Annotated in this window: 28 protein-coding genes, 1 tRNA gene and 1 pseudogene; 14 read left to right on the forward strand and 16 right to left on the reverse strand. The window is 68.5% G+C overall.

All coding sequences use genetic code 11. The features are described from left to right. Positions 1 to 133 precede the first annotated feature (133 nt). The 3 genes from HHX31_RS04230 to HHX31_RS04240 are packed head-to-tail and all read right to left on the reverse strand — an operon-like array spanning position 134 to position 1,903. Entirely contained in the window at positions 134 to 328 is a 195-nt protein-coding gene (locus tag HHX31_RS04230; RefSeq protein WP_111700666.1) for a hypothetical protein, read from the reverse strand. Positions 329 to 335: 7 nt separating this feature from the next. Continuing rightward, the gene (locus tag HHX31_RS04235) at positions 336 to 1,223 is read right to left on the reverse strand and encodes a hypothetical protein (RefSeq protein ID WP_169945135.1); all 888 of its coding nucleotides are present in this window, start codon (positions 1,221 to 1,223) and stop codon (positions 336 to 338) included. Between the two features lie 2 nt (positions 1,224 to 1,225). After that, positions 1,226 to 1,903, reverse strand: coding sequence for a hypothetical protein (locus tag HHX31_RS04240; protein WP_249345371.1), 678 nt, complete (start codon positions 1,901 to 1,903; stop codon positions 1,226 to 1,228). A 118-nt stretch (positions 1,904 to 2,021) separates the two neighbouring features. Between HHX31_RS04240 and HHX31_RS04245 the strand changes: the two genes are divergently transcribed. Beyond that, positions 2,022 to 2,360 (forward strand): DUF6458 family protein, encoded by a 339-nt coding sequence (locus HHX31_RS04245; protein WP_169945137.1) that lies wholly within the window; start codon positions 2,022 to 2,024, stop codon positions 2,358 to 2,360. Positions 2,361 to 2,461: 101 nt separating this feature from the next. Here the strand turns inward: HHX31_RS04245 and HHX31_RS04250 are convergent, their stop codons facing one another. After that, positions 2,462 to 2,905: a hypothetical protein gene (locus tag HHX31_RS04250; protein WP_169945139.1), complete on the reverse strand. Its 444-nt coding sequence runs from the start codon at positions 2,903 to 2,905 to the stop codon at positions 2,462 to 2,464. Between the two features lie 94 nt (positions 2,906 to 2,999). Here HHX31_RS04250 and HHX31_RS04255 point away from each other — a divergent pair. Both HHX31_RS04255 and HHX31_RS04260 read left to right on the forward strand, forming a co-directional pair. Further along, positions 3,000 to 3,073: transfer RNA gene (locus HHX31_RS04255), tRNA-Pro, on the forward strand. A 549-nt stretch (positions 3,074 to 3,622) separates the two neighbouring features. Then, entirely contained in the window at positions 3,623 to 4,195 is a 573-nt protein-coding gene (locus tag HHX31_RS04260) for a TetR/AcrR family transcriptional regulator (RefSeq protein ID WP_169945142.1), read from the forward strand. A 314-nt stretch (positions 4,196 to 4,509) separates the two neighbouring features. Here the strand turns inward: HHX31_RS04260 and HHX31_RS04265 are convergent, their stop codons facing one another. From HHX31_RS04265 to HHX31_RS04275, 3 genes are all read right to left on the reverse strand, one after another. Further along, positions 4,510 to 4,671 carry a helix-turn-helix domain-containing protein gene (locus tag HHX31_RS04265; protein WP_169945144.1) on the reverse strand — a complete coding sequence of 54 codons (162 nt, stop codon included), beginning with the start codon at positions 4,669 to 4,671 and terminating at the stop codon, positions 4,510 to 4,512. Positions 4,672 to 4,681: 10 nt separating this feature from the next. Continuing rightward, entirely contained in the window at positions 4,682 to 4,849 is a 168-nt protein-coding gene (locus HHX31_RS04270) for a hypothetical protein (protein ID WP_169945146.1), read from the reverse strand. A 227-nt stretch (positions 4,850 to 5,076) separates the two neighbouring features. Further along, complete coding sequence (locus HHX31_RS04275; RefSeq protein ID WP_211589186.1) at positions 5,077 to 5,655, reverse strand: TetR family transcriptional regulator; 579 nt, start codon at positions 5,653 to 5,655, stop codon at positions 5,077 to 5,079. Positions 5,656 to 5,931: 276 nt separating this feature from the next. On the opposite strand from HHX31_RS04275, the gene HHX31_RS04280 reads away from it, so the two are divergent. The 3 genes from HHX31_RS04280 (at position 5,932) to HHX31_RS04290 (ending at position 7,943) form a co-directional block, all read left to right on the forward strand. Next, entirely contained in the window at positions 5,932 to 6,096 is a 165-nt protein-coding gene (locus tag HHX31_RS04280) for a hypothetical protein (protein WP_169945149.1), read from the forward strand. A gap of 90 nt (positions 6,097 to 6,186) precedes the next feature. Next, a complete protein-coding gene (locus HHX31_RS04285; protein WP_169945151.1) occupies positions 6,187 to 6,966 on the forward strand; it encodes an electron transfer flavoprotein subunit beta/FixA family protein in 780 nt (259 codons plus the stop codon). A 14-nt stretch (positions 6,967 to 6,980) separates the two neighbouring features. After that, positions 6,981 to 7,943, forward strand: a complete 963-nt coding sequence (locus tag HHX31_RS04290) for an electron transfer flavoprotein subunit alpha/FixB family protein (protein WP_169945153.1) — start codon at positions 6,981 to 6,983, stop codon at positions 7,941 to 7,943. Between the two features lie 127 nt (positions 7,944 to 8,070). On the opposite strand, the gene HHX31_RS04295 is transcribed toward HHX31_RS04290, so the two are convergent. From HHX31_RS04295 to HHX31_RS04305, 3 genes are all read right to left on the reverse strand, one after another. Beyond that, positions 8,071 to 8,679, reverse strand: coding sequence for a TetR/AcrR family transcriptional regulator (locus HHX31_RS04295; RefSeq protein ID WP_169945155.1), 609 nt, complete (start codon positions 8,677 to 8,679; stop codon positions 8,071 to 8,073). An 89-nt stretch (positions 8,680 to 8,768) separates the two neighbouring features. Next, positions 8,769 to 10,055 carry an MFS transporter gene (locus HHX31_RS04300; protein WP_169945156.1) on the reverse strand — a complete coding sequence of 429 codons (1,287 nt, stop codon included), beginning with the start codon at positions 10,053 to 10,055 and terminating at the stop codon, positions 8,769 to 8,771. Next, positions 10,052 to 10,510: a MarR family winged helix-turn-helix transcriptional regulator gene (locus tag HHX31_RS04305; protein ID WP_169945158.1), complete on the reverse strand. Its 459-nt coding sequence runs from the start codon at positions 10,508 to 10,510 to the stop codon at positions 10,052 to 10,054. Before HHX31_RS04305 ends, HHX31_RS04300 begins: the two co-directional genes overlap by 4 nt. A 183-nt stretch (positions 10,511 to 10,693) precedes the next feature. Here HHX31_RS04305 and HHX31_RS04310 point away from each other — a divergent pair, with 183 nt between their 5' ends. The 8 genes and pseudogenes from HHX31_RS04310 to HHX31_RS04345 form a co-directional block, all read left to right on the forward strand. Beyond that, positions 10,694 to 11,266 (forward strand): MaoC family dehydratase N-terminal domain-containing protein, encoded by a 573-nt coding sequence (locus HHX31_RS04310; protein WP_169945160.1) that lies wholly within the window; start codon positions 10,694 to 10,696, stop codon positions 11,264 to 11,266. Positions 11,267 to 11,284: 18 nt separating this feature from the next. Then, positions 11,285 to 11,713: a hypothetical protein gene (locus HHX31_RS04315; RefSeq protein ID WP_169945162.1), complete on the forward strand. Its 429-nt coding sequence runs from the start codon at positions 11,285 to 11,287 to the stop codon at positions 11,711 to 11,713. Between the two features lie 33 nt (positions 11,714 to 11,746). Beyond that, positions 11,747 to 12,928 (forward strand): acyl-CoA dehydrogenase family protein, encoded by a 1,182-nt coding sequence (locus HHX31_RS04320; RefSeq protein WP_169945164.1) that lies wholly within the window; start codon positions 11,747 to 11,749, stop codon positions 12,926 to 12,928. After that, complete coding sequence (locus HHX31_RS04325) at positions 12,925 to 13,356, forward strand: OB-fold domain-containing protein (protein WP_169945166.1); 432 nt, start codon at positions 12,925 to 12,927, stop codon at positions 13,354 to 13,356. Before HHX31_RS04320 ends, HHX31_RS04325 begins: the two co-directional genes overlap by 4 nt. A 10-nt stretch (positions 13,357 to 13,366) precedes the next feature. Beyond that, a complete protein-coding gene (locus tag HHX31_RS04330) occupies positions 13,367 to 14,476 on the forward strand; it encodes an acyl-CoA dehydrogenase family protein (RefSeq protein WP_169945168.1) in 1,110 nt (369 codons plus the stop codon). Positions 14,477 to 14,489: 13 nt separating this feature from the next. Then, entirely contained in the window at positions 14,490 to 15,671 is a 1,182-nt protein-coding gene (locus HHX31_RS04335) for a lipid-transfer protein (RefSeq protein WP_169945169.1), read from the forward strand. 17 nt (positions 15,672 to 15,688) lie between these two features. After that, positions 15,689 to 17,089: an MFS transporter gene (locus HHX31_RS04340; protein WP_311931586.1), complete on the forward strand. Its 1,401-nt coding sequence runs from the start codon at positions 15,689 to 15,691 to the stop codon at positions 17,087 to 17,089. A 204-nt stretch (positions 17,090 to 17,293) separates the two neighbouring features. Further along, a pseudogene (locus HHX31_RS04345) lies at positions 17,294 to 18,399 on the forward strand (IS1634 family transposase); the annotation flags it as partial. Between the two features lie 104 nt (positions 18,400 to 18,503). Here the strand turns inward: HHX31_RS04345 and HHX31_RS04350 are convergent. Genes HHX31_RS04350 through HHX31_RS04375 form a run of 6 tightly spaced genes read right to left on the reverse strand, consistent with a single transcriptional unit; the run spans position 18,504 to position 24,683 of the window. Then, positions 18,504 to 19,196: a PaaI family thioesterase gene (locus HHX31_RS04350; RefSeq protein ID WP_169945173.1), complete on the reverse strand. Its 693-nt coding sequence runs from the start codon at positions 19,194 to 19,196 to the stop codon at positions 18,504 to 18,506. A gap of 1 nt (position 19,197) precedes the next feature. Next, positions 19,198 to 20,436 carry a CaiB/BaiF CoA-transferase family protein gene (locus HHX31_RS04355; RefSeq protein ID WP_169945174.1) on the reverse strand — a complete coding sequence of 413 codons (1,239 nt, stop codon included), beginning with the start codon at positions 20,434 to 20,436 and terminating at the stop codon, positions 19,198 to 19,200. Then, positions 20,433 to 21,605, reverse strand: coding sequence for a CaiB/BaiF CoA-transferase family protein (locus HHX31_RS04360; RefSeq protein ID WP_169945176.1), 1,173 nt, complete (start codon positions 21,603 to 21,605; stop codon positions 20,433 to 20,435). Before HHX31_RS04360 ends, HHX31_RS04355 begins: the two co-directional genes overlap by 4 nt. Continuing rightward, entirely contained in the window at positions 21,602 to 22,633 is a 1,032-nt protein-coding gene (locus HHX31_RS04365) for an ABC transporter ATP-binding protein (protein ID WP_169945178.1), read from the reverse strand. The genes HHX31_RS04360 and HHX31_RS04365 overlap by 4 nt, the downstream gene beginning before the upstream one ends. Then, the gene (locus HHX31_RS04370) at positions 22,633 to 23,745 is read right to left on the reverse strand and encodes an ABC transporter ATP-binding protein (protein ID WP_169945179.1); all 1,113 of its coding nucleotides are present in this window, start codon (positions 23,743 to 23,745) and stop codon (positions 22,633 to 22,635) included. Before HHX31_RS04370 ends, HHX31_RS04365 begins: the two co-directional genes overlap by 1 nt. Next, positions 23,742 to 24,683 (reverse strand): ABC transporter permease, encoded by a 942-nt coding sequence (locus HHX31_RS04375; protein ID WP_169945181.1) that lies wholly within the window; start codon positions 24,681 to 24,683, stop codon positions 23,742 to 23,744. Before HHX31_RS04375 ends, HHX31_RS04370 begins: the two co-directional genes overlap by 4 nt. Between the last annotated feature and the right edge of the window lie 8 nt (positions 24,684 to 24,691).

The following is a 24,691-nucleotide window of genomic DNA, read 5'->3' on the forward strand; positions in this document are numbered from 1 at the left end:
GCCCGGCGTACGGACCGGGTTCGCGGCGGGTCTCGCGGGAGAGGTTACTCCCGCGAGACCTTCGTACCCGTGGCCGGCCGCGACTCGGTAGGGGAGAAAGGCCGACGGCGAGGGGGCTTGGGTCGGGAGCGGCTCAGCGGCGGACACGCCCGCCGCGCCAGCCGCCGCGCCAGGAGTTCACTCCAGCGGTGCCGACGCCCGCCTGGTGCAGGGCGAGCAGGCACAGGCCGAGGGCGATCAGCGCCGTCATGCCGATGCCGATGCTCGCGTTGAGGAGATCGAGGAGGAAGGCGATCCCGAAGACGACCGCCGCTGCGATGGCGAGCATTGTTACCTCACTTCCTGGTCAACTGGGCTAGTAACGCGTGGTATTCGTGCAGGGCCTGGCGCAGCGCCTCGGTGTCGCCCCGCTCGTTGTCCTTCCACTGGTCGAGCAGCGCCTGGCGGCGGGTGGTGAAGGCCGACAGGGCCTCGTCCACGAGCGCGTCGGCCTGCTCGACGGAGTGGCGGGGATCGTCGACGAAGCCCGCCTTGATCTCGCGCCACCGGCCTTCCAGCGCCTCGTCGAGGACGGACGCCGCGCCGGAGGCGGCGGTCGTGGTCGTGGCGGGGTAGGCCACGGGGCCGTCCAGGGAGGGCCGGTCAGCGGTGGCGGGGGTTCCGGCGCCGCTGTAGGTGTCGCGGCGGGTGTCCGCGTCGCGGTTCGTGTCGAGGTCGGTGCCGGGGTTCGTGTCGGGGTTCGTGTCGGGGTCGGTGTCGAAGTCGCTTTCGTCCGCGCGGGAGCCGTACGCGCCGGTCTCCGCGCCGTAGGGCTGACCGCTCTCGGTGTCGTCGGCGGCACGGCCGCCCGCGACCAGGCGGTCGCCGTCGGCGGTGTGCCGGTCGCCGGTCCGGGGCGACGTGAGGACGTGGTCGCCCGTCTCGTCGTACGGCTCCCGGAAGCGGTGGTCGCCGTCCGCGTCCGCGTGGCTGTCGGCGTCCCGCCTCGTTGCGTCCGTGCGACCCGGGGCGTCCGTGTAGCCCGCGCTGGACGCGTCGCCGGCGGTGTCCGTGTCGCCGGTTTCGCCGCCGGGGGAGTAGACCGGGCCGGGGCCCTCGTGCTCGTCCCGTCCGGTGTCCGTGAGAACCCGCTCTCTGCGCGCCTCCTCCTCGAGGGGCTCAGAGGTCTCAGGGGTCGGCTGCCCGGCGACCTCGCCGCGCTCGTACTGCCTGTTCGTGCGCATCGTCATCGTCCTGCCTTCCGCATGTCCACGTGCCGGCCGTTCGCCGAGGCGTCTCCGTAGCCGCCGGTGGTGTACGCGGTGCTGCCGGAGTGGTCGTCGAGAGGAACGTCGGCGGCCCTGCTGTCGCTGTCGCTGTGGCTTTCGCTGTCGCTGTCGCCGAGGAGCTCCTGGAACAGCGCGCGGTAGTGGACCATCGCCTGACGGAGCTCTTCCGTCGTGGCCTCCTGCCGGGCGGCGCGGCTGCTGATGTCGTGGGCGTTGCGGTAGTGGTCGAGCGTGGCGGCGTGGGCGACCGACAGGTCGCTCAGGCGCTGCTCGAAATCGTCCGTCGGGTAGCCGCGCTCCGCCATCACGGCGGTGACCAGCGCGTCCGCCTCGGTCACGGCGAAGCCCGGAGCGTCGACGAACCGCTCCTGCACCTCGGTCCACTTCCTCGCGTACTGCTCCCGGGTCCGCGGGTCGAGCGGGCGGATGTCCAGCTTGGCGTGGCGTTCCTCGCGGGCGCGCAATTCCTGCTCGGCATCCCTACGGCTGTCGCTCTCCCGCACCGCCCGTTCGTACTCGGGCCCGAAACGGTCCCGCAGGTGGCGCCTGCGGTTGCCTGCCGACACGAGGTAGCCGACTGCCAGGATCACCAGCACGGCGACGATCACGACGGCCACCCATGCTACGGCGTTCATATGTGCCTCCAGGGGTGAGTGCGTTGTTCATCCGCACTGCCCGCGAATGCGGCCTTCACGCATTGCGTAATCGTGGATTCTGGGGGTAAAGGGCCGTTGACCAGCAGAGGAGGTAGCCATGGGCTTCGGGGCCAGTCTGGCGTTCATCGCGGTCGGCGCGGTTCTCGCGTTCGCCGTCAAATGGGACGTTCCTGGTATCGACCTTCAGATGATCGGCTGGATTCTCATGGCAGTGGGAGTCATCGGCATGGTGCTGACGACTCGCTACACGCGCCGTCCGCGGGCGACCGAGGAGACGGTGGAGACCATCGAGCCGGACACGATGTACACCGTGGACCCGGCGGCCGAGCCGCACGTCCACGTCCAGGAGCACGAGTCGCACACCACCGTCCACCCGGGCGAACGCCGCGTGCACGTACGTGAGGAGACGACGCCCCTGCCCCGTGACGGTGTGTGAGCGTAGGCGCAGCCGTTGGCGCGTTCACGGTCACGGCCTTTGCTGCGGTGACGCGTCGGGCGGGCCGGGCTGAGGAAGTGCCGGTGGCGTTGAGAACCCACCTACGAGTCGGCGCCCTGCGCCGCCGATCCGTCCGCAGCGTCGCGGGCCTCGGCGAGGACCCGGGCGATATGCGAGTCAGCCGCGGCGGGCACTTCGTGGAATCCCCGCTCGGGGTCGTAGGCGATGTCGAGCCCGTTGTCGACCAGCCGGCTCGCCCACCGCAGGGCGGTGTTGAGCTTGTCCACCGGGACCCGGCGACCCTGCGCCGCGGCGGAGAGGTTCCGGAGGTTGGTGGCGGGGCCGCTCTGGCTGTGCTCGCGCCGGAGCTTCCAGGGCAGGGCGCGGCTGTGGTCCGTCATCGGCTTGGACAGACCGGCCGCGCGCTTCGCCTGCAGGACGCCGGACTCCGTGACGCCGAAGTGCTCGGCCAGGCGGGCGTTGGTCCATCCCTCGCCGGCCAGCCGGACGAGTTCCTCCTGGTCGATGCGCGCCTTCCTGCCCATGATCGCCAGCCTATGGCCCACCGGCGCGGTTGGTGTACGCACGCGGGCGGAAACTGCGCTAAGGTTTGGATGTGCCCCGGGAGACCAGGGGCAACGGGACGTAGCGCAGTTTGGCAGCGCACTTGACTGGGGGTCAAGGGGTCGTGGGTTCAAATCCCGCCGTCCCGACGTAAAAGAAAGCCTGTTGGCCGGGTGTAAGCCCAGCTCAACAGGCTTTTTGGTTGCTCGTTGCTCATGCCGTAGATCGCTAGACCACCCTCAGCCGGGGACCATCTGGGGACCGTCTGACCGCCGGATGGGCGCTCAGTGCCGCTCCAGCCCCCGAGATCGACCGCATGCCGGGGTGGGGATCTCTCTGGGTCGTGGTCAGCGAGCCATGCCCGGCGATCTTCCGGAGGACGTGAACGGGAACGCTGGCGCACACATGCGCGGTTGTTCCGCGAACGCCCTGAAAAGAGCAGTGACGTGACCAGCTGTGAGTGAGACGACGGAGATTGAACAGCCAGGTTTGCACTGCTATGTGGCCCGTGCCCTGGAGTCTGGGCGGTTTTTGCGCGGACTCGCTGGTGCGACGGATTGGCGGTAGGTGCCGACTGGCAGGGAGCCGTAGCAGGCGATAGACGGCAGGCATAATCTTAAACTCGGGGTGTACTTAGTCCGCTGGTCGTTGTGACGACCTGCGACAGGGCAGACGGTCGGCATTGCGGAAGGTGATGAATGAGTCGCGTCTCGCAAGCAGAGGCGAAGGCCAACCGAGAGCGAGTGGTGGCCGCGGCCTCTCGGCTGTTCCGTGAGGAGGGTATGGCCAAGGTTGGCATCGCGGATGTGATGAAGTCGATCGGACTCACTCAGGGCGGCTTCTACAAGCAGTTCGCCTCTAAGGCCGCTCTCGTTGACGAAGCGGCTGCCAAGGCCTTCGCCGACAACTTGCACGACCTCGTGGCTCTGGACCACGAGGCCGGAGGGCATCAGGCGGCGTGGCAGTCGCTGCTCGACTCCTACTTCTCTGTCGAGCATCGCGACAACCCTGGCACGGGTTGTCCCGCAGCCGGTTTCGCGGGCGACGTTGCGCGTGAGCCCGAGCACAGGGAGACCTACGCCAAGGGCGTCCAGGAACTCGCTGGGTGGATCGCGCCCGGGGACGCCGGGTTGGCCGCCTATGCCACGCTCGTCGGCGGCATACTTCTTGCCCGTGCCACCGCAGGCACGCCTTTGTCGGAGCAGATCCTGCAGGCGGCACATGCGGCGGTGGCGAGGGCTGCCGACAGTGGTCAACCGGAAACCGGCTGACGTGTAGGCCACCTCGGTGTCCTGACCCGCTTGGTGCCCCGCAGGGCTGTGTGCGCGGCGCCGGTGTTGCGGGCGGTGGCCTCCGCGTTGGCTGGCTCCGCCGTCACCACAGCCGTTTCCCAAGCGGCGCGCGACGCCGGTGCGGAACACGTACTCCTCTTCACCGACCTCGCCAACCCGACGAGCAACAGCGTCTACCAGCGCATCGGATACCGCCCCGTCTCGGACTACCGGATCGTGGTGCCCGGTCCGGGTCATGATCGTTGTTGCTGCCACTTCGGCGCCTTGCGAGCCTGAACGCTGCTCCGGTGAGATCAGCTCGCTTCCCGCAACGGCTGGAACTGCACACTCAGCCGCATCTCCAAAGCCTCCGCGAGCCGCTCCAGCATCGGGATGATCGGCGTTCCTCCGGCTTCGAGCCGCGCTACCGCCGGCTGCTTGAATCCTGTGCGCTCGGCCAGCTCGGCCCAGGTCATCCCGAGCTGCTCACGCCGCCGCCGTACGGCCTCCGCTGCCCGTCGTGGGAGAGGCGTACCTCACCGCGATGCTGCCATGGGAATCATGGCGCAGTTGTGGGAGACGACTGGTCACGGCGGCGTGCATCAGCTCGATCAGGGCCTCGCGCAGCAGGTCGGGCATCGGCGGGTTCACCATCCGCGCCGCCGCGAGGGCCGTCTCTGCCGCCTACGCCCCGTGCGCCAGCCCAAGGCGTTCGGCGGTTCGCTTTACGCAGACACCCAGCTGGCATGACGGCCAGCCAAGCCAACTCCACAGAACCCGAGGCACATCACGGCCTCCACGAAAGTCGGAGTGGTTCGCGACCGACACCACCGTGCAGTCCCGACGGACTGCTGGATCGCCTTCTCCAGCATGGAGGGCAGTCAGACGGTGCTTTGGGAGCTTTGCCGGCTGCTGCGGGCGATCAGCGGTGTGATGAGGTCGGCGACCGTCGTCAATGCGACATCCAGGGCAGGGTGGGGATCCGTTGCTCCGCCGGAGCGCAGCCACTCGCGGAGCACCTGGTTGTGGGCGGCGACGAAGGACGCGGCCGCGACATGGGCCGCGAGGGCGGCCTCGGAGGTCTTCGGGAGCCTGCTCCGCAGGTAGTCACTGAGCACCCGCTCGTATCTCGCCACGCTGGCGACCTCCCGGTCGCGAAGAACCGCGACCTCGCGCGTCAGCCGATAGCGTGCGAGCGTCTGTTCCGGCGTCGCCACGAAGCTCTCGAAGATCAGCCTGGCGGCCTCGGCCACGGCGAAGACCGGCTCGGTGTTCGCCGAGGCGCCGAGGTACCAGCGCACGCGGTCCAGGACCGAGTCGTGATCGGGGAATATCACGTCTTCCTTGGAAGGGAAGTACCGGAAGAACGTGCGCCGGGAGACCCCCGCAGCCGCCGTGATGTCGTCGACGGTCGTGCCCTCGTATCCCTGGACCGTGAAGAGCTCGAAGGCGGCCCGCACGAGTCGATCCCGGATGGGCTCCCCTGCTGACGTAGTCGTCGACGGGAAGTCCGGGCACATGGTAGGGACAATATCATCGGAATCAGGTGACAGATCACAGGCATGAAGTGCTTGATGTCTGTCACTCAGTGCCACTATGGTTCCGCTTATGTCAGTGCTTCCGCAAAGCCGCCGGCAAACGGATCGAGGTTGTGCTGCCAGGTGGCCTGCCCTCGGCGCCGGAACCGCCAGGAAACGGGCGCCAAGCGCTCCGGCGGTGGCAAGCGGAGCGCGACTGTGTCCGGCGACGCGCTCACCGCGCCCATGCGGGGCACCATCGTCAAGATCGCGGCGGCGGAAGGCCAGACCGGCGAACCGGTCGCGGTGCTGGAGGCCATGACGATGGAGCGATCCATCAACGCCCACAAGCCCGTCACCGGCATCGTCGCCGCCGTCCCCTAGCGCACCGTCATCGTCGAGATCAGGGATCTTCCGAAGTGACGCGCACCACATGTCAGCGGTAAGAGCAGCTACAAGAGGGTCATCAAGGCGATGAAGATAGTGGTCCTTGTCAAGCAGGTGCCGGACTCCGGTGTGGAACGCCATCTCAATGGTGACGACAACACCACCGACCGCGTGTCGGCCGGCAACGTGATCAACGAGATGGACGAGTACGCGATCGAGGAGGCCCTGCAGGTTCAGCAGCGGCACGGCGGCGAGGTCATCGTGCTGACCATGGGCCCGGCGCACGCGACCGAGTCGATCCGCAAGGCGCTGTCCATGGGGCCGGACTCGGCCGTGCACGTCGTCGACGATGCCCTGCGCGGCTCGTGCGCCGTCGCGACCTCCAAGGTGCTGGCGGCCGCGATCGGTCAGATCGGCCCCGATCTGGTGCTCTGCGGCGCGGAGTCGACCGACGGCCGGGTCCAGGTGATGCCCCACATGATCGCCGAGTGGCTCGGCGTCGCCGCGCTCACCGGCGCCCGCAAGCTCACCGTCGAGGGGTCGGCGCTCACCATCGAGCGGCAGACCGACGAGGGCTATGAGGTGGTCACCGCCGCCACCCCGGCCGTGGTCAGCGTGTGGGACACCATCAACGAGCCGCGCTACCCGTCTTTCAAGGGGATCATGTCGGCCAAGAAGAAGCCGCTGGAGACCAGGTCGCTGGCCGACCTCGGGATCGACCCCGCCGAAGTCGGCTTCGACGGCGCGACCAGCGCGGTCGTCGAGCACAGCAAGCGCCCGCCGCGGCAGGCCGGCCACAAGGTCACCGACTCCGGTGACGGCGGCGTGCAGATGGTGGACTTCATGGCAGCCGAGAAGTTCGTCTGAGAAGGGCCGGCAAGATGGCAGAAGTACTCGTCGTTGTCGAGGCCACGCAGGCGTTCGGCGTCAAGAAGGTCACCCTTGAGTTGCTGACCGCCGCCCGTGAGCTGGGCGAGCCGTCGGCGGTCGTGCTCGGCGGCCCCGGCGCGGCCGCCGCCATGACCGACAAGCTCGCCGAGTACGGCGCGCGTAAGATCTACGCGGCCGAGGCCGAGGAGATCAACGGCTATCTGGTGGCGCCGAAGGCCGCCGTGCTGGCCAAGCTGGTGCAGTCGGTGGCGCCTGCGGCGGTGCTGCTCGCCTCCAGCCAGGAGGGCAAGGAGATCGCCGGGCGGCTGGCGGTCAAGCTCGGCAACGGCCTACTGACCGACGTGGTCGACTTGGACGCCTCCGGCGTGGCCACCCAGGTCGTCTTCGCGGACTCGATCATCGTCAAGTCCAAGGTCAGCAAGGGCATCCCGCTGGTCACCGTGCGACCCAACGCGGTCACGCCGGTCCCCGCCCCGGCCACGCCGATCAGGGAGGAGCTGACCGTCGAACTGTCGGAGGCCGACAAGCTCGCCAAGGTCGTCGATCGGGTGGCCGAGCAGAAGGGCGCTCGCCCGGAGCTCACCGAGGCCTCGATCGTCGTGGCCGGCGGTCGCGGCGTCGGCGACGCCGACAGTTTCAAGCTGGTCGAGGAGTTGGCCGACCTGCTCGGCGCCGCCGTCGGCGCGTCCCGCGCCGCGGTCGACTCCGGCTTCTACCCCCACCAGTTCCAGGTGGGCCAGACCGGCAAGACGGTGTCGCCGCAGCTGTACATCGCGCTCGGCATCTCCGGCGCCATTCAGCACCTGGCCGGTATGCAGACGTCGAAGACCATCATCACGGTCAACAAGGACGAAGAAGCGCCGATCTTCGGGCTGACGGACTTCGGCGTCGTCGGCGACCTGTTCAAGGTCGTGCCACAGGCGATCGAGGAGATCCGCCGGCGCAAGGGTTGACATTTCCGGCCGCCAGGGCCGGGGTGGGCGCGAACGTCCCCATCTCGGCCCTCGGCCGACAAGTACGGGCCAAGCTACTGGAACAGACGGCGAATCACGACGAGCGGCGATGAATCACGACGAGCGACTAGTTGACACATTCGTTGTCGGCGTTGCTGGACTCCACGATGCTGAAGGCGATCTGGAGCACCAGCTCAATCCGCGCGTCGCGTGGCATCGACCGCAACAGCGCGGGTTCGCCGGGAATAACGAACAGACCGCGCTGCACCACCGTCATGGCCGCGCTGGCGCGCGCCATCCTCTCGGCGTCGGCGTCGGGGCCCGCGAGAAGTTCGATCAGGCTCGCGACGTGCGCGGCGGTCCGCGGCGCGATCTCGGGGTGGGAACTGACGTTCACGTCCCTGCTGATGATGCCCACCACGCGCATGTCGGAGCGAAGAAGCGCGGCGTATCGGGTCATCAGCTGGCGCCGCGCGAGGTCGTCGTTGACCCCGGCCTCGGCGATCTCGGCCAGCAGTTCGTCGATGCGGTCGAGGAGGGGGGAGACAAGGGCGATCAGCAGATCGTCCTTGCTCGCGAAGTAGTAGTAGAGCGCGGCCTTGGTGATGCCCAGCCGCGACGCGATCTCGCTCATCGGCGCGCGGGTGAAGCCCATCTCGATGAAGAGCGAGATCGCCTCGTCGAGGACTCGGGCTCGCGTCGCGGGGCCACTGTGCACAGAGCTATGCGCCGCCATGTCTAACCCCGTCGTCGAGTTCTTCCGCCACTGATTCTTTCACTGCTGGTTCTCGTACTGCTGGTTCTCGTACTGACCGGTTTCTTTCGCTACCGGCCCTTCTCCTCGCCGCCGGCACGCGAAACGAGTGCTGACATCGTAACGGCAAGCGCGGCCTGCGACGCACCCAAGATGATCGAGGCGAGGGCGAGCCCCAGCAGGGAGGCCAGCCAGCCGAACAGGAGCGCGCCGACCGGAATCATGCCACCCCAGGCCAGCACGTGCAGACTCATGACCCGTCCGCGGGTGTGCTCGGCGACGACCGTCTGCAAGATCACGTTCAGGCCGGTCATGATCGAGAAGTTCAGGGTGGACACCAGGACCGCGAGCACGAGCACGGCCGGGTACCACGGTGTGTTCATCATCGCCGCGAGCAGCGCGCCCATCGCTGCCATCTGCATGGCGATCTTCTTGAGCTTGGGCACCGAGTTCCGCCAGCTCGTGAAGAGCGCGCCCGCCACGGCGCCGATGCCGGTGGTCACGATCAGCGCGGTGAACGTGGCGTCGCTGCCGCCGAGAAGGTCGTAGGCGAGGACCGGCAGCTGCGACGCGTACGCCGAGACGAGCACGGCGGTGCCGGCGACCATGATCAGTGTCTGGCTCGCGATCGGGCGGTCCCGCACGTGGGCGATGCCCTGGATGATGCGGCGCCAGGTGCTCTCCTCGCCGGTCAGCGGCGCCTGCCGGGGGAGCTTGAGGCGTGAGATCAGCCAGCCCGCGAGGCCGCTGACCGCGGCGTAGGCGGCGAAGACCGGGCCGGGGCCGACCATCACAAGCGCCGGGGTGACGATCCCCGGCCCGACCACGCGGGCGACATTCAGGCTCGCCGCCTGCAGGCCGATGGCGCTGGGGACGTCGGCGGGAGGGACGGTGCTCACCACGATGGCCTGGGCGGAGGGCGAGGCCAGCGCCATGAACATGCCGAGCCCGAACGCGAAGGCATAGATGACGAGCAGCCCGTCGCCGCCGCCGAACGCGAAGAGCAGCGCCATCGTGAGACTCGTCAGGCAGATCAGGATCTGACTGAGCGCGACGACCCTGGGGCGGGAGAAGCGGTCGGCGATGACGCCCGCCCAGGGCGACAAGACCATGAGCGGGATCAGGTTGAAGAAGTAGAGCAGGCCGAGCAGAAAAGGGTCGCTGCCGGTGATGCGCGCAGTGAACCACTGCAACGACACGTTGGCCATCCAGAACCCGAGCTGCGTCAGCGCGAACGACGTCCAGTAGACGCGGAACAGGGAGTGGCGCAGGCTGCGAAGCGGGCCTTGGGTCAGCGCCCAGGAGCCGAACCGGCCGGAGCCGAAGCGTCTGCCTGGTTCGGCGCCTTCAGTGGTCATTGCTTCGCTTCGTTCTCTGGCGCGGAAAGCCCGCGGGCCGCTTCGTTGAGCCTGGCCAGCAGGGTGGCGAGCAGGGCGATGTCGGCCGCTCGCCATTCGCGGGTGATGTCGTCCAGCGCCTCGATGCGCACCGACTGGAGGGTCGCCAGCGCGGTCCAGCCCGACGCGGAAAGGTTGACGGTGGAGCGCCGGCGGTCCCCGGCGTCCTCGGCGCGGTAGATGTATCCACGGCTTTCCATCCGGTCGACCAGGCGGCTGGCCGTCGATGAGTCGACGTGCAGGACGCGGGCCAGTTCACCGACCGCAAGGCCCCCGCCGGCGCGGTCCAGCGCGTTGAGAGCACGGAAGTGGTCGAACTCGATCGTGTTGTCGAGTCGCGCCCCAAGGAATCTGCGCACCTCTGGGAGCTTCCAGAGCTTGCGGGCGAGTAGGAGGGCATGGTCGAGGTCGGCCAAGCTGGCACGTCGAGACTGCGACATTGATGCATCGTACATCATTTTTACGTGCTATCTACACCGAATGTTGAGTTGGATCAGGTGCTCCTACGAGGATTCGGCTCACTTCCTTGACGGTCGGTAAGTGAGTGAATATATTGTGGCGATCATCACTGCAGCACCACAAGCGGAGAGATGAAGCCCATGAGCCAAGCCACTCTTGACGAACAGATCCAGGCGCGGATCGCGCCCCTCCTCGGCCAGACCGGCCCCACGCGATGGTCGGCGCGGCCGATCGAGCTGGCCCCCATCTGGAACTTCTGCGAAGCGGTCGAGGACGCCAACCCCGTCTACTGGGACGAGGAGGCGGGAGCCAACAGCCGGTTCGGCCGCCTGATCGCCCCTCCGCAGGCGCTGATGACCCTCACCATGGGGCCGTGGTGGCTCCCCCCGTTCCTGCGTGACCGGGCCGCCGAGCAGGAGGCCGCACTCGGCCCCTCGCCCTCGTCCCTCGCCTACGGCGTCGCGCGTGAGTTCGGGTTCACCACCGCCACGAACGTGACCCGCGACGAGGAGTACCTCCAGCCGTTCGGGCCAGGCGACGGTCGTATCGGTCAGAGCGACCGCCTCGTGCACGTCAGCCCTGTCAAGAAGACGCGGGTCGGGCCCGGACTCTTCCTGACGACCGAAGTCGACTTCGTGAGCGAGGCCAAGGGCGAGCTGATCGCCCGCGCGAAGAACGTCCTGCTGCTCTACAACGGCACCCAGCAAGGCTAGGACTAGGAGACACCACAGATGACGACCACCAGCGCTGTCTCAAAGGAGAACGTCGAAGTCGGCCTTGAGCTGCCGCCGCTCCACTTCGACGTCTCGCTCACCACGCTCGCCAAGGACGTCGCCGGCACCCGGGACATCTACGAGATTCACCACAATTCGGAGTTCGCCAAGGCCAACGGCGCCCGCGACATGTTCCTGAACACCATGTGGTACCAGGGCTTGCTCGGCCGCTACCTCACCGACTGGGCGGGCTCCAACTCCTTCGTCCGCAAAATCGGCTTCGACATGCGCGGCACGAACTGCCCCGGCGACCACCTCGTCGTGCGCGGCAAGGTGACGGGCGTGCGCAGCGAGGACGCGCGCACGCTCGTCGACCTCGACGTATCGATCGACAACCAGCTCCAGAAGGACACGGTGGTCGCTCGTGTCACCGTGGAACTGGGCTGAGACGCAAGGTCGACAGGTAGGAGACCACCCCCTATGTATCTCGCCCTAACCGACAAGCAACTCGCGCTCCGTGAGGAGATTCGCGACTACTTCAAGGACCTCATCACTCCTGAAGCCGAAGCGGAGATGTCGCAGGAAGGCGGCCACGGCGGCCCTGTGACGAACAAAATCCGCCGCCAGATGGGCGCGGACGGCTGGCTCGGCGTCGGCTGGCCGAAGGAGTACGGCGGCCGCGACATGACCGCCCTGGAGCAGTTCATCTTCTTCGACGAGGCCAACCGCGCGAAGGCCCCGCTGCCGTTCATCGCGCTCAACACGGTCGGCCCGACCCTGATGGTCTACGGCACCGACGAGCAGAAGGCGCGCTATCTCCCGAAGATCCTTTCGGGCGAGGAGGACTGGGCGATCGGCTACACCGAGCCCGGATCCGGCACCGACCTGGCGTCGCTGACCACGCGCGCGGTCCGTGACGGCGACTCGTACGTGATCAACGGGAACAAGGTGTTCACCAGTGGCGCGGACAAGGTCGACTACATCTGGCTCGCCGCGCGCACCGGGCGGCAGGAGGATCGGCACCGCGGCATTTCGGTGTTCATCGTCCCGACCGACACGCCCGGCTTCCGCGCCGTGCCGCTCTACACCGTGGGCGGTGGACACACGGCGTTCTCGTTCTACGAGGACGTCCGAGTGCCGGCCGAGAACCTCATCCTGGGCGAGAACCAGGGCTGGAAGCTGATCACCAGCCAGCTCAACCACGAGCGCGTGTCCCTCGCCGCCAACTCTGGACGCTGGTTCCGGGCCTTCGACGACACCCTGGCCTGGGCCCGCGAGACGAAGACCGCGGACGGTGCGACGGTGGCCGACCTCCCGTGGGTGCAGCTCCTGCTGGGGCGCGCCTACGCGATCACCGAGGCGGTCCGGCTGCTGAACTGGAAGATGGCCTCCGCGCTGAACGCGGGAACCCTCACCGGCGCGGACTCCTCGGGTGCCAAGGTCCTCGGCACCGAGGCGCACCAGGAGGTCGCACGCCTCCTGCTTGAGGTGGTCGGCCAGGCGGGCTACCTCTGCGAAGGGTCGCCCGGGGCCGTCCTGAAGGGTCGGCTTGAGCAGGAGTACCGCGGTGCGATCGTCGGCACCTTCGGTGGCGGAAACAACCAGATCCAGCGAGAAATCATGGCCTGGACCGGCCTGAAGATGCCGAGGGGGAGCCGGTGACGACAACAGCCAAGCCTCCGGTCGAGGAGCGTAAGCGCCCCTGGCCGGCGGTGAACGAGGACAACAGGTTCTTCTGGGATGGAATCGCCGTCGGCGAGCTGCGCATCCAGAAGTGCAACGAATGCGAGACGCTGATCCACCCGCCCCGGCCGCACTGCGCGGGCTGCGGCTCCTTCGACCCCGGTTACGTGGTCTCCAGCGGGATCGGCACGGTCTACAGCTACGTGGTCTTCCACGCTCCGCTCGCACCCCCGTTCGTCGAGCCCTACTCGATCGCGGTCGTCGAGCTCGCGGAAGGCACTCGCATCGTCTCGCAGATCATCGGCATCCCGCCGAGCGAGGTGCGGGTCGGCATGCCCGTGGCTCTCGAGTTCGTCGAGGTCGAGCCCGGTCTCACCCTGCCGCTTTTCAGGCCGACGGAAAGTTGACGGAACAAAGATGGACTTCACCCTGACGGAGGAGCAAGTCGCCGCGGCGTCCGTCGCGAGCGACATCTTCGGTCGCGTGTCCGCGAGCCGGGTCGACGCGCCGGCACCTCCGACCGGTAACGACTGGTTCGACAAGGACACCTGGAAGGCGCTCGCCGACAACAATCTGATCGGCCTCGCGATCGCCGAGGACGTCGGCGGCAACGATCTCGGCATCCTTGAGATCACAAGCACCCTGATCGAGCAGGGCAAGCACCTGGGCCGCGTCCCGCTCGCGGTCACCGCCGCCGTCGGCGGACCCGCGATCGACGCCTTCGCCGGCGCCGAGCGGCGCAAGGCGATCCTGCCCGGCGTCGTCGAGGGGCGCACCATCGTGTCGGTGGCGCTCGTCGAGCCCAACAGCTACGACCCCGCCACCGTCACGACCACGGCCGCCCAGACCGACGGCGGCTGGCGGCTCGACGGGGAGAAGGTGTGCGTCCCCTTCGGGCAGTTCGCCGACCTGATCCTGGTGCCCGCGAGCACCGGGCAGTCGTCGACCGAGGTCTTCATCGTGGACCCGAAGGCCGCCGGAGTGACGATCACCGAGCTCGCCACGACCAACGGCCAGCCCGAGGCGTCGGTCAAGCTCGACGGCGTCGTCGTCGGCGCGGACGACCAGCTGCACGGCGACGACGTGCTCGGCTGGCTCGTCGACCGGGCGACGCTGGCCAGCTGCGCCGTTCAGCTCGGCGTCGCGGAGCAGGCGCTGCAGATGACGGCGGCCTACACCTCCACGCGCGAGCAGTTCGGCAAGCCGATCGCGATGTTCCAGTCGGTGCAGATGGCCGCGGCGGACGCCCTGCTGTCCGTCGAGTGCATCCGCTCGACCCTCTGGCAGGCCGCCTGGCTGATCTCGGTGGACCGGCCGGTCGGCAACGCGGTCAGCGTCGCCAAGTTCTACGCCTCCGACGGCGGACAGAAGGTCACCGCGACAGCGCAGCAGCTGCACGGCGGCATGGGCGTCGACCTCGACTACCCGCTGCACCGCTACACCCTGTGGTCCAAGTACAACGAGCTATCGCTCGGCTCGGGACACGCACATCTCGCCCGCATCGGCGCAGCCCTCGCGGCACGGTAAAGGAGACCACAGCATGCACAGTGAACTCTCCGGCAAGGCCGCGATCGTCGGCATCGGGCAGACCGAGTTCTCCAAGAAGTCGGGCAGGAGCGAGCTGCGGCTCGCGGTCGAGGCGGTGAAGGCGGCGATCGCCGACGCCGGCCTCGAGCCTTCCGACATCGAAGGCCTGACGACGTTCTCGCTGGACACGAACCCGGAAATCGACGTCGCACGGGCTATGGGCATACCCGAGCTCAAGTTCATGTCCCGTATCCACTACGGCGGTGGCGCGGCCTGCGCCGTGGTCCACCAGGCGGCGATGGCCGTGCTGACGGGCACCGCCAAGTACGTCGTGGTCTACCGGGCCTTCAACGAGCGATCGGGGCGCCGGTTCGGCGCGGGGCAGCGCAACCAGCCGACCGCGGCGGACGCCGAGCAGGTCGCGATGAGCTGGCTGCTCCCGTTCGGCCTGGTGACGCCGGCCAGCTGGGTGGCGATGTTCGCACGCCGCTACATGCACCAGTTCGGCGCCACCAGCGAGGACTTCGGGCGTGTCAGCGTCGTCGCGCGCAAGCACGCCGCGAACAACCCGAACGCTTGGTTCTACGGCAAGCCGATCACGCTTGAGGACCACCAGAACTCGCCGTGGATCGTGGACCCGCTGCACCTGCTCGACTGCTGCCAGGAGAGTGACGGCGGCGTCGCCCTGGTGGTGACGACGGCCGAGCGGGCCAGGGACCTGCCGCAGCGGCCGGCGTACATCAGCGCGGCGGCGCAGGGCGCGGCCGAGGACCAGCACATGATGACCAGCTACTACCGGCCCGACGAGAAGGTGACGGCGCTGCCGGAGATGGGGCTGGTCGCGAAGCAGCTGTACGAGACCAGCGGGCTCACGCCCGATGACATCAACGCAGCGGTCATTTACGACCACTTCACGCCGTTCGTTCTTCCGCAGCTCGAGGCATTCGGGTTCTGCGGCAGGGGTGAGGCCAAGGACTTCATCCGGGACGGCAACCTCGAGATCGGCGGACGGTTGCCCCTCAACACCCATGGTGGGCAGCTCGGTGAGGCGTACATCCACGGAGTCAACGGCGTGCTCGAAGGGGTGCGCCAGGTCCGTGGGACGTCGTCGAACCAGGTCGATGGGCTCAGCAATATCCTGGTCACCGCCGGCACCGGAGTGCCGACGAGCGGATTGATCCTGAGCCGGCAGTGACAACTACGGCACCCGGCGTGGGACTGCGCACCCGCACCAACGCGATCCGCTGCCTCATCGCCTGCGCTCTTGGATCGGCTCTCGGGCAGACGATGGTCGTCCCCGCCCTCCCGTCGATCCAGGAGCGCACGGGTGCCAGCGAGGCCGGCGTCGCGGCCATCATGACCTGGTTTCTCCTGGTCGGAGCGGTCTCGACGCCGGTCGCGGCGCGGCTTGGCAGGAAGTACGGCGACCGCCGAATCGTGCTCGCCCTGATGGTGCTCTACGGTCTTGGTTCCCTCGTCGCGACGTTGGGGACCATGACCGGCAGCCTGCTGACCATAGTGATCGGGCGGGTGCTTCAGGGCGTCTCGGCCGGCGTGATACCGCTGTCCTTCTCGATCATCAGGAGGACCGCGGAGCCGAACCGGGTCGGCGCGAGCATCGTCATGATCGCCTCGATGCTCGCGCTCGGCGGCGCCATCAGCCTGCCGATCGGGGGCGTCATCATCGACCACCTCGGCGTCGAGTGGATCTTCTCGATCAGCGTGCTGACGGGGTTCGGCTCCGCGCTGGGCGTGGCCTTGATGGTGCCCCCATCGCCCTGCGAGCCCGACGTCCGCCTGGACATACCGGGCGCGTTGCTGCTGGGAATCGGGCTCGCCGCGCTGTTGCTCGGCCTCGCCGAGACGGCGGTCGTGGGCTGGATCGCGCCGACCGGCGGCGGTCTCATGCTCGTCTCGGTGGCGTTCCTGGCGGCCTGGGTTCTTTACGAACTCCGCGCCGCGTCGCCGCTGGTCAACCTCAGGACCTTCACGCAGAGCGTGGTACTGCGCACGAACGTCGTCACCTTCTTCGTCGGGTTCGCGGTTTTCGGCATGTTCTTCCTGCTGCCGTTGCTGCTGCAGATCCCGGCGGAGGGCGGCGGCGCCGGCCTGAGCGCCACCGAAGCCGCGCTCGTCGCGGTGCCCGTCGCTGTGGTCAACTTCGCGGTCTCCCCTATGCTCGGCCGCCTGGGCGTCCGACGCAATTTCCGGCTGCCCGTGGTCCTGGGCTGTGCCATCGGCACCTTGACGCTCGGCCTGATCGCCGTCGCGCCCAAGAACGTGCCGGTCGTGGCGGCGGCGGCGCTGATCTGGGGAGTGTCGTTCTCGGCCGGCATGGCCGCGATCAGCAATCTCCTCGTCCACGCGGTGGACGAACAGCAGACGGCCGAGGTGGCCGGAATGAACATCATCATCCGCAACGTGGGGTCCGCGGTGGGCACGCAAGTGGCCGCGACTGTGATGGGCTTTGTGATCGCGGGCGGCGGTCTTCCCGTCGATGGAGCGGCCGCGGCCTTCGGCATGGCGGGAATCGTCTGCCTGGTGGCGACCGCGGCCGCGTTGTTCATTCCGAAGGCGACGTTGATTCCGAAGGCGACTGCTCAGGACGCCTGACCAGGATGCAGATGGCGCTCGCGCCGGCGACCATGCGGTCCTGACCTGGCTCACGTTTCGAGATCGCCGCTGAGCGCGAGGCGCTGACCTCGTGGTTCCCGGTTCGGAACGGCGAAAAGTGCGCACTGAATCGATCATGTCTCTACCCTGGTGGCCGTGTCTCCGTACGTGCGTACGGTGAAGACGGCCTCAGGCGCCTGGGCAGTGCCCATCTTCTACTCCTCCCGCCAGGGGTCACGGGAGATCGAGCACATCGGGTCGGCGCACGACGACGCCGAGCTGGAGACGCTCAAGGCGGTGGCGCGTCAGTGTCTGGCCGCCGGTCAGCAAGAGCTGGACCTGGGCTGGACGACGGGCCGGCAGCGCGGCAGCGGGCGGGCCGCTGGAGATCGTCAGCTCGCGGATGGAACACTTGTGGGACGCGCTGTCACGCGCCTACCAGGCACTGGGATTTGCCGCCGAGGCTGGCGGAGATGAGGTGTTCCGGCGGCTGGTGCTCGCGCGGGTGATCGAACCGACGAGCAAACACGACAGCCTGCGCGTGCTCGCCGAGGCCGGGATCGATCCGGTGTCGTATGCCACGGTGAAACGCCGCCTGCCGGACTACGCCACACCGCAGTGGCGCCAGGCCCTGGCCGGTGCGTGCGCGGCCCACACCCGCCTCGGGCCGGCCAGCCTGGTCCTGTACGACGTGTCGACCTTGTACTTCGAGACCGACGCCGGTGACGGGTTCCGCGAGCCGGGCTTTTCCAAGGAACGCCGCCTGGACCCGCAGATCACGATCGGGCTGCTCACCGACTCCTCCGGGTTCCCGCTCATGGTGACCGCCTTCGAGGCCAACAAGGCCGAGACCCACACCATGCTCCCGGTGATCGAAGGGTTCATGGCCGCCCACCACCTGCCGGACGTCACGATCGTGGCCGACGCCGGGATGATCTCCGAAGCCAACAAGCAGGTCATCGAAAATGCGGGACTGTCGTTCATCCTCGGCATGAAGATCCCCGAGGTGCCGTATGCGGTCACGCAGTGGCGGCGCGAGCACCCCGGCACCCCGATCCCCGACGGGCACATCTTCATCCAGCCCTGGCCGTCGGGATCGAGCCGGCCCCGCCGCGACCAGATGATCTACTACCAGTACCGGGCGGAGCGGGCCCGGCGCACCCTGCGCGGCATCGACGAGCAGGTCGCCAAGGCCCAGCGCGCCGTCGACGGGCAGGCGCCGGTCAAGTGGCAACCGGCTCATCCGGCTGTCCGGCGCCACCGAAAGCGTCAACACCGAACTGGTGGACAAGGCCAAGGCCCTGGCCGGGCTCAACCGGCAACCACGCCCTGACCGCCGCCGACCCTCTGCCCATCGACCTACGCGACGCCCTCAGGCAGATCCGCAGCCCCGAAGGTGCGCATCAAATGCTCTTCATTCCGAAGGCGACGTTGATTCCGAAGGCGACTGCTCAGGACGCCTGACCAGGATGCAGATGGCGCTCGCGTCGGCGACCACGCGGTCGCCGACGCGAGCGCGTGCCCATACCTTCACCTTGCGGCCCTCGATCCCCAGCGTGCCGGCCTCGAAGTCGACCCGCTCGCCGGTCGGCACCGGTCCGAGCAGCTTGACCGTGATCGTGCCGGTCATGCCGATATGACCGGACGGGACCTGGCCGAAGGCGAGCACCTCGTCGAAGGCCGCCAGCAGCACTCCGCCGTGCACGTTGCCCGCCGGCCCTTCATATGTCGAGCGGAAGACGGCGTGGCAGCGCACGACCTCCCCGTCGACCCAGAAGCCCTCCAGCGGTGGGGCCAGCGCGTTGCTCCGGCCGCTGATCGGCCCGCGTTCGATCAAAGGACGGTCCGCCGTGGCCCCGTTCTGGGGGCCGCCGAGTTCGGACAGGCTCGGGAGGCCGGCCAGCGCCCGCTCGGCCGTCTCACACGCCGCGCGCACGCCGGCGAGCTGTTCCGCGGAGACGCGGCTGACGTCGATCAGGGCGACCTGGTCGACGATGCGCCGGACGGCGTCCGCGAGCGCGCGCTTGGACGCGCGCTCGGGAGCCACTTCCTCCGGCGACAGCCACGGATGCTCGATCGGTTGAGGATCGGCGACCGTGTTTGTCATCTCAGATTCCCTTCGGCACGGTTCCGATGATGCTCGCGTCGGCCAGCTCGGCGAGCTGCTCGGCGGTGAGGCCGAGCTCGCCTGCCAGGATCTCCTCGTTGTGCTCGCCGAGGAGCGGGGCGGCGAAGCGGTGCGGCGCCGGCGGGGACGGGTCGAACGAGTAGGTCATCGGGTAGCGCGGGAACAGCCGCGGGCCGGAAAGCGGATGCTCCAGTTCCTGGTAGAAGTCGCGGGCCACGAGCTGCGGATCCTCGTTGAACCGGTCCGGGGTCAGCGCCCTGGCCGCCGGCACGCCGACCGCCTGGAGCTGGGCGACCAGCTCGTCGCACGCCTGCCCGGCGAACCAGCCGCGCAGCAGATCGTCCAACTCGTCGAGCCGGTGCCGGCGCTCGTCGTGCGACCGCAAGGCGTCTTCCGCGAGCCCGGCCGGACGGCCGTCGAGGGAGACCAGGGCCTCCCAGTCACGGTCGTCCCTGACGCTGAGCGCGACCCAGCCGCCGTCCTCGCACGGGTAGACGCCTTGCGGCGCGAACACCGGATGCCGGTTGCCCTGGCGTCCTGGCACCCGGCCGTGGGTCGACCAGGCGATGACCGACTCCGCGGCCATCGACGCGCCGACCTCGATCTGCGGGACCTCGACGAGTTGGCCCTCGCCGGTGCGGTCGCGGTGCTCGAGCGCCGCGAGCAGGGCGACGGCCGCGTGCATGCCCACGGTCGGGTCGATGTAGCCGCCGGGGGTGAGGGGCCTGCCGTCGGCATAGCCGGTCACCCACGCCAGGCCCGCGAGCTGCTCGAAGGCGTTGCCCCAGCCGACGAAGTCGCGCCAGGGACCGGTGAGGCCGAATCCCGGCAGGCGCAGGACGATCATGCGTGGGTTCAGCTCAAGGAGGGTGTCCTGGTCGAAGCCGAACTGCTCGACGACCCGCGCCGCGTAGTTCTCCACGAACACGTCGCCGGTCTCGCACAGCCGGCGAAGGAGCTTCTTGCCCTCCTCCCTGCCGAGGTCTAGCGTGACGTTCCGTTTGTTGAGATTGGTCGCCTGCCACAGGAGGCTGCGGTCGAACCAGCGGTCGCCGAGTGCCGGGAGCGTCGAGGTGAATCGGAACCCGTCGGGCCGTTGCGTCGACTCGATCTTGACCACGTCGGCGCCGTACGCGCCGAGGTAGGCCGTCAAATACGGCGCGGCCCAGAAGCTGCCCAGGTCGACGACCCGGAGTCCGTTCAGAGGTAGCTCGCTCATCGCGCGTTCTCCACTTCAGTGAGCTCCGGCTCGTCCAGCACCGCGTGAGTCGCCTCGCCCGCGGGGTCGGCGTCGCGCCGCGGCACCGTCGGCGTCGCGTTCAGCCGCCACGGCGGGCCGGGGACGGTGAATGTCTCGCCGTTGTCGTTCAGTTCGCCGAAGAACGGGCGCTCGACCCACTGGGGCGAGGACGTGACCGTCCCGCCCGTCGCGACGGGGACCACGGGGATGCGCAGGGACTGCCCGAGATCGACGACCTCGTTGACGGTGCGGTCGCTGAGCCAGTCCAGCAGCAGGCGTTCGAAGGTCGCCGGGTCGCCCTCGCCCCTGATCAGCTCCTGCTGCTGGTCGATGAAGTCGGTGAGGCCGGTGAGCAGGCACGCGTCGACCCACTGCTGTCCGGTCAGGATGTTGATGCCCACCCAGCCGTCCTTGCACGGCCGGATCCCGAACGGCGTCCACGCGGAGCCCGTTGCCGTGAAACCGAGTTCGCGGTTGGTGTCGATCATGAGGCGGGCGTACGGGATGGTCGAGTGGATGCACTCGAACAGCGAGAAGTCGACCGTCGCGCCCGTGCCGTTCTTCTTGGTCCACGCCCGCGCGGTCATGATCGCCGCCGCGATGTACGACCCGGCGATCCACTCGTGCATCTGCCCGCCGACCTGCACGAGCGGAAGCCCCGGCTCCTGCCTGGTGGTCACCCAGCCGGCCGCCGCCTGAACGACTATCGGCGTGGCCGGCAGGTCGCGGTAGGGCCCGGTGTGGCCCCACGGCGACACGTGCGTCAGGACCGGAGTGTGTGCCAGGCCACGGATCTCGTCGTCCTCGACGCCGAGGGATCGAAGGACGCCGGGGCCCAGGCCCTCGATGACGACGTCGCAGGATTCGATCAGCCGGCGCAGGATCCCGGTGCCCTCGGGGGTGGCGAGGTCCACCACGACGCTGCGTTTGCCGGCGGCGAGGAAGGAGAACGTGCGACGCGCGACCAGCGGGTCGTCCTCGAAGCTGCCGCCCGACGAGCGCAGCGGATGGCCGCCGGGGGGCTCGACGAGGATGACCTCGGCCCCGAGGTCGGCCAGCAGGCGGCCGGCGTACGGCACGGAATAGCCGTCGCCACCGATTTCGAGGACACGCACGCCCCGCAGGGCGGTCTGGCTGCCGGTGCTCATACGCCCACCGGTTCGGCCGAGGTGCGCACCATGGGAGTCTCCTGGAGCGGGAAGTGACAGGCGACGTAGTGCCCGTCGGTGATCTTGTGGAACTGCGGCTCCTCGGCCGCGCACACTGCTTCCGCACGCGGGCAGCGGGTGCGGAATCTGCAGCCGCTCGGCGGGTTGAGCGGCGAGGGCACCTCGGCCGGCGCCTTCTGCTCGCTGCGCCGGCGGATCGAAGGGTCGGGCACCGGCACGGCGTTGATCAGTTCGCGGGTGTAGGGATGTGCCGGGCGTTTCGCGATCGTCTCGGCGTCCGCGATCTCACAGAGCTTGCCGAGATACATCACGGCGACGCGGTCGCTGATGTTCTTCACCACCGCCAGGTCGTGCGCGATGAACATCATGCTCAGGCCGTACTGCTCCTTCAGGTCCTCCAGGAGGTTGAGGATCTGGGCCTGCACCGAGACGTCGAGCGCCGACACGGGCTCGTCGCAGATCAGCAGAGCGGGCTCCATGATCAGCGCGCGCGCGATGGCGATCCGCTGGCACTGGCCGCCCGACAGTTCGCTCGGAAAGCGGTCGCCCACGACGGCGGCGTCGAGGCCGACCTGCTCGAGGACCTGATCGACCTTCTGGCGGCCGTCGCCCCGGTCCCGGCCCCAGATGGTGAGGGGCTCGCGAATGGAGTCTCGGATGCGCCGCCTCGGGTTCAGCGAGGACATCGGATCCTGGAAGATCATCTGGAGCCTGGTGCGCTCGCGCCGCATGTCGCGGGACGAGAGTTTCGTCAGGTCCTTGCCTTGGACCAGGACGGATCCCGCGGTCGGGCTCGGAAGCTGGAGGACCGCCCGCCCTGTCGTCGACTTCCCGCAGCCGGACTCGCCCACGAAGCCGAGCGTCTCGCCCTTCCTGATGTCGAAGGAGATCCCCGCGACCGCCTGGACCTTGAGCCCGGCTTTCGCCGGGTATTCGACCTGCAGGTGCTCGACCCGCAGGATCACGTCGTCGTCCGCGCGCAGATGCGCGGTTCCACTGCCTGCCATCACGCCCCCAGTACCGTCATCAACGACATGCTGGTCCCGGCCGCCGTCTGGCCGGCCGACAGATTCCGCTCGAGTGCCTCCTGGCCCGGCTTCGTGCCCACCGGGAACCAGCAGGCGAAGGAGTGGTCGGGCCGCTCCGGGGCCACGAGGGGTGGCTGCTCGGTGAGGCACTTCTCCTGCGCGTACGAGCAACGCGGCGCGAATCTGCAGCCTTTCGGCTCGCCGGTCAGCTGGGCGGGCCGCCCCGGGATCGTGAAGAGCCGGGTGTGGTTCGGCGCGTCCATGGTGGGGATGCTGCGCATCAGCGCCTCTGCGTAGGGGTGGCGCGTCTCCGTGAACAGCGTCTTCGTCGGCGCGATCTCGACGATCTTGCCGGCGTACATCACCGCGACCGTGTCCGTGCGGCCGGCGACCACGCCGAGGTCGTGCGTGACCAGGATCATCGTCATGTCGCGGGCGGACTGCTGCTCGTCGAGCAGGTCGAGGATCTGCGCCTGCACCGTCACGTCCAGGGCCGTCGTCGGCTCGTCGGCGAGCAGCAGCCGCGGGTTGCACGACAGCGCGATCGCGATCGTCACGCGCTGGCGCATGCCTCCCGACAACTGGTGCGGGAACTCGTCCGCGCGTTTCTTCGGCTCGGGAATGCCGACGCTCTCCAGGAGTTCGACCGCGCGGGCGCGCGCCAGGGCCTTCGACATGCCCAGGTGCAGGGTGAGCACCTCGGTCAGCTGCCGGCCGATCGTCAGCACGGGGTTGAGCGAGGTCATGGGGTTCTGGAACACCATGGCCATGTCCTTGCCCCAGTAGCGACGACGCTCCTTGGGGCTGAGCTTGTTGATCACGACGCCGTCGTAGGTGATCGTGCCGCCGGGCTCGACTTTGCGCCGGGAACGTACGAGGCCGAGAATCGATCGCGACAGAATCGTCTTGCCCGACCCGGACTCGCCCACCAGGCCGATGGTCGAGCCCGCGTCCACCCTGAGCGAGACGCCGTCGACGGCCCGCAGCAGACCGCCCGCCGTCTTGAAGTAGGTCTTCCAGTCGTCCACGACCAGAAGCGGCTCGCGGTCATTCGTGGTGTCGGGCGCGGCCGGCTGGGTCGTGGCTGTCATGCGTTACCACCCTTGTTGTCGTTCTCTTCACGAAGCCGGTCGCCGGCCAGGTTGAAGGACAGGACGGTCAGGAACATGAAGATGCCGGGGATGAAGGTGATCCAGGGCGTGGTGCGCAGGGAGTCCCGGCCCTCGGAGATCATGAGCCCCCAGCTGGAGGCGGGTGGCGGCACACCCACTCCGAGGAAGCTGAGCGATCCCTCGGCGACGATCAGCAGCGCGATCACGATGAACGCGTACGCGCCGACCGCCGGAATGAGATTGGGCACGATTTCGCGGACAAGAACTCTCCGGTTCAGGGCGCCGATCGATTTCGCCGCCGTCACGAATTCCCGTTGCGCGTAAACAAGGGTGCTCGCACGAGTGAGCCGGACGAACGCCGGAATTCCAAGGATTCCCAATCCGATAACCAGATTGCGGACGCTCGACCCCAGGGTCGCCATGAGGGCAAGCAGGAGGACAAGCGCCGGGAACGCCATCAGGGCATCGGTCGCCGCCATGATGACCTTCTCCAGCCAGCCCCGGTAGTAGCCGGCGAGCATGCCGAGCAGACCGCCGACGAGGATGCCGATCGCCACCGCGCTGAGAGTGACGATCATGGAGATCCTCGCGCCGAAGATCGCGCGGGAGAGAAGGTCGCGCCCCAGGCTGTCCGTGCCGAGGAGGTGACCGGGGGTCCCCGGCGGCACCGCCACCGCGTCATAGTTCTGTGCGGCGGGGTCCACCAGGGGAAGGAACGGTGCGAGGATCGCGGAGAGCCCCACCACAGCCAGCCAGCCGGCCGCCAGCCAGAAGAGCACGCCAAGGTTTTTCAGCTTGCTCCGGGACTTCCTCTTCGCGGGTACCGCGCCGCCATTGGGGCCGGCGCCGGCGGAGGATGGATCGGCCACGGACGCCGGGCCCTGCGGCTTTTCGCCCGCAAGCCTGCTCTGAGCCATCGAACGCA

The sequence above is a fragment of the Microbispora sp. H11081 genome, assembly GCF_012999535.1.
Classification (GTDB): Bacteria; Actinomycetota; Actinomycetes; order Streptosporangiales; family Streptosporangiaceae; genus Microbispora.

Coding starts and splice junctions, on each gene's coding strand:
- HHX31_RS04350 (WP_169945173.1), bottom strand. CDS start 19,196: ATGACAAACACGGTCGCCGATCCTCAACCGATCGAGCATCCGTGGCTG.
- HHX31_RS04250 (WP_169945139.1), bottom strand. CDS start 2,905: ATGGGCAGGAAGGCGCGCATCGACCAGGAGGAACTCGTCCGGCTGGCC.
- HHX31_RS04245 (WP_169945137.1), top strand. CDS start 2,022: ATGGGCTTCGGGGCCAGTCTGGCGTTCATCGCGGTCGGCGCGGTTCTC.
- HHX31_RS04300 (WP_169945156.1), bottom strand. CDS start 10,055: ATGACCACTGAAGGCGCCGAACCAGGCAGACGCTTCGGCTCCGGCCGG.
- HHX31_RS04330 (WP_169945168.1), top strand. CDS start 13,367: ATGGACTTCACCCTGACGGAGGAGCAAGTCGCCGCGGCGTCCGTCGCG.
- HHX31_RS04310 (WP_169945160.1), top strand. CDS start 10,694: ATGAGCCAAGCCACTCTTGACGAACAGATCCAGGCGCGGATCGCGCCC.
- HHX31_RS04265 (WP_169945144.1), bottom strand. CDS start 4,671: ATGACCTGGGCCGAGCTGGCCGAGCGCACAGGATTCAAGCAGCCGGCG.
- HHX31_RS04375 (WP_169945181.1), bottom strand. CDS start 24,683: ATGGCTCAGAGCAGGCTTGCGGGCGAAAAGCCGCAGGGCCCGGCGTCC.
- HHX31_RS04235 (WP_169945135.1), bottom strand. CDS start 1,223: ATGCGCACGAACAGGCAGTACGAGCGCGGCGAGGTCGCCGGGCAGCCG.
- HHX31_RS04240 (WP_249345371.1), bottom strand. CDS start 1,903: ATGAACGCCGTAGCATGGGTGGCCGTCGTGATCGTCGCCGTGCTGGTG.
- HHX31_RS04290 (WP_169945153.1), top strand. CDS start 6,981: ATGGCAGAAGTACTCGTCGTTGTCGAGGCCACGCAGGCGTTCGGCGTC.
- HHX31_RS04230 (WP_111700666.1), bottom strand. CDS start 328: ATGCTCGCCATCGCAGCGGCGGTCGTCTTCGGGATCGCCTTCCTCCTC.
- HHX31_RS04295 (WP_169945155.1), bottom strand. CDS start 8,679: ATGGCGGCGCATAGCTCTGTGCACAGTGGCCCCGCGACGCGAGCCCGA.
- HHX31_RS04320 (WP_169945164.1), top strand. CDS start 11,747: ATGTATCTCGCCCTAACCGACAAGCAACTCGCGCTCCGTGAGGAGATT.
- HHX31_RS04335 (WP_169945169.1), top strand. CDS start 14,490: ATGCACAGTGAACTCTCCGGCAAGGCCGCGATCGTCGGCATCGGGCAG.
- HHX31_RS04270 (WP_169945146.1), bottom strand. CDS start 4,849: ATGGTGAACCCGCCGATGCCCGACCTGCTGCGCGAGGCCCTGATCGAG.
- HHX31_RS04360 (WP_169945176.1), bottom strand. CDS start 21,605: ATGAGCACCGGCAGCCAGACCGCCCTGCGGGGCGTGCGTGTCCTCGAA.
- HHX31_RS04370 (WP_169945179.1), bottom strand. CDS start 23,745: ATGACAGCCACGACCCAGCCGGCCGCGCCCGACACCACGAATGACCGC.
- HHX31_RS04285 (WP_169945151.1), top strand. CDS start 6,187: ATGAAGATAGTGGTCCTTGTCAAGCAGGTGCCGGACTCCGGTGTGGAA.
- HHX31_RS04355 (WP_169945174.1), bottom strand. CDS start 20,436: ATGAGCGAGCTACCTCTGAACGGACTCCGGGTCGTCGACCTGGGCAGC.
- HHX31_RS04315 (WP_169945162.1), top strand. CDS start 11,285: ATGACGACCACCAGCGCTGTCTCAAAGGAGAACGTCGAAGTCGGCCTT.
- HHX31_RS04260 (WP_169945142.1), top strand. CDS start 3,623: ATGAGTCGCGTCTCGCAAGCAGAGGCGAAGGCCAACCGAGAGCGAGTG.
- HHX31_RS04365 (WP_169945178.1), bottom strand. CDS start 22,633: ATGGCAGGCAGTGGAACCGCGCATCTGCGCGCGGACGACGACGTGATC.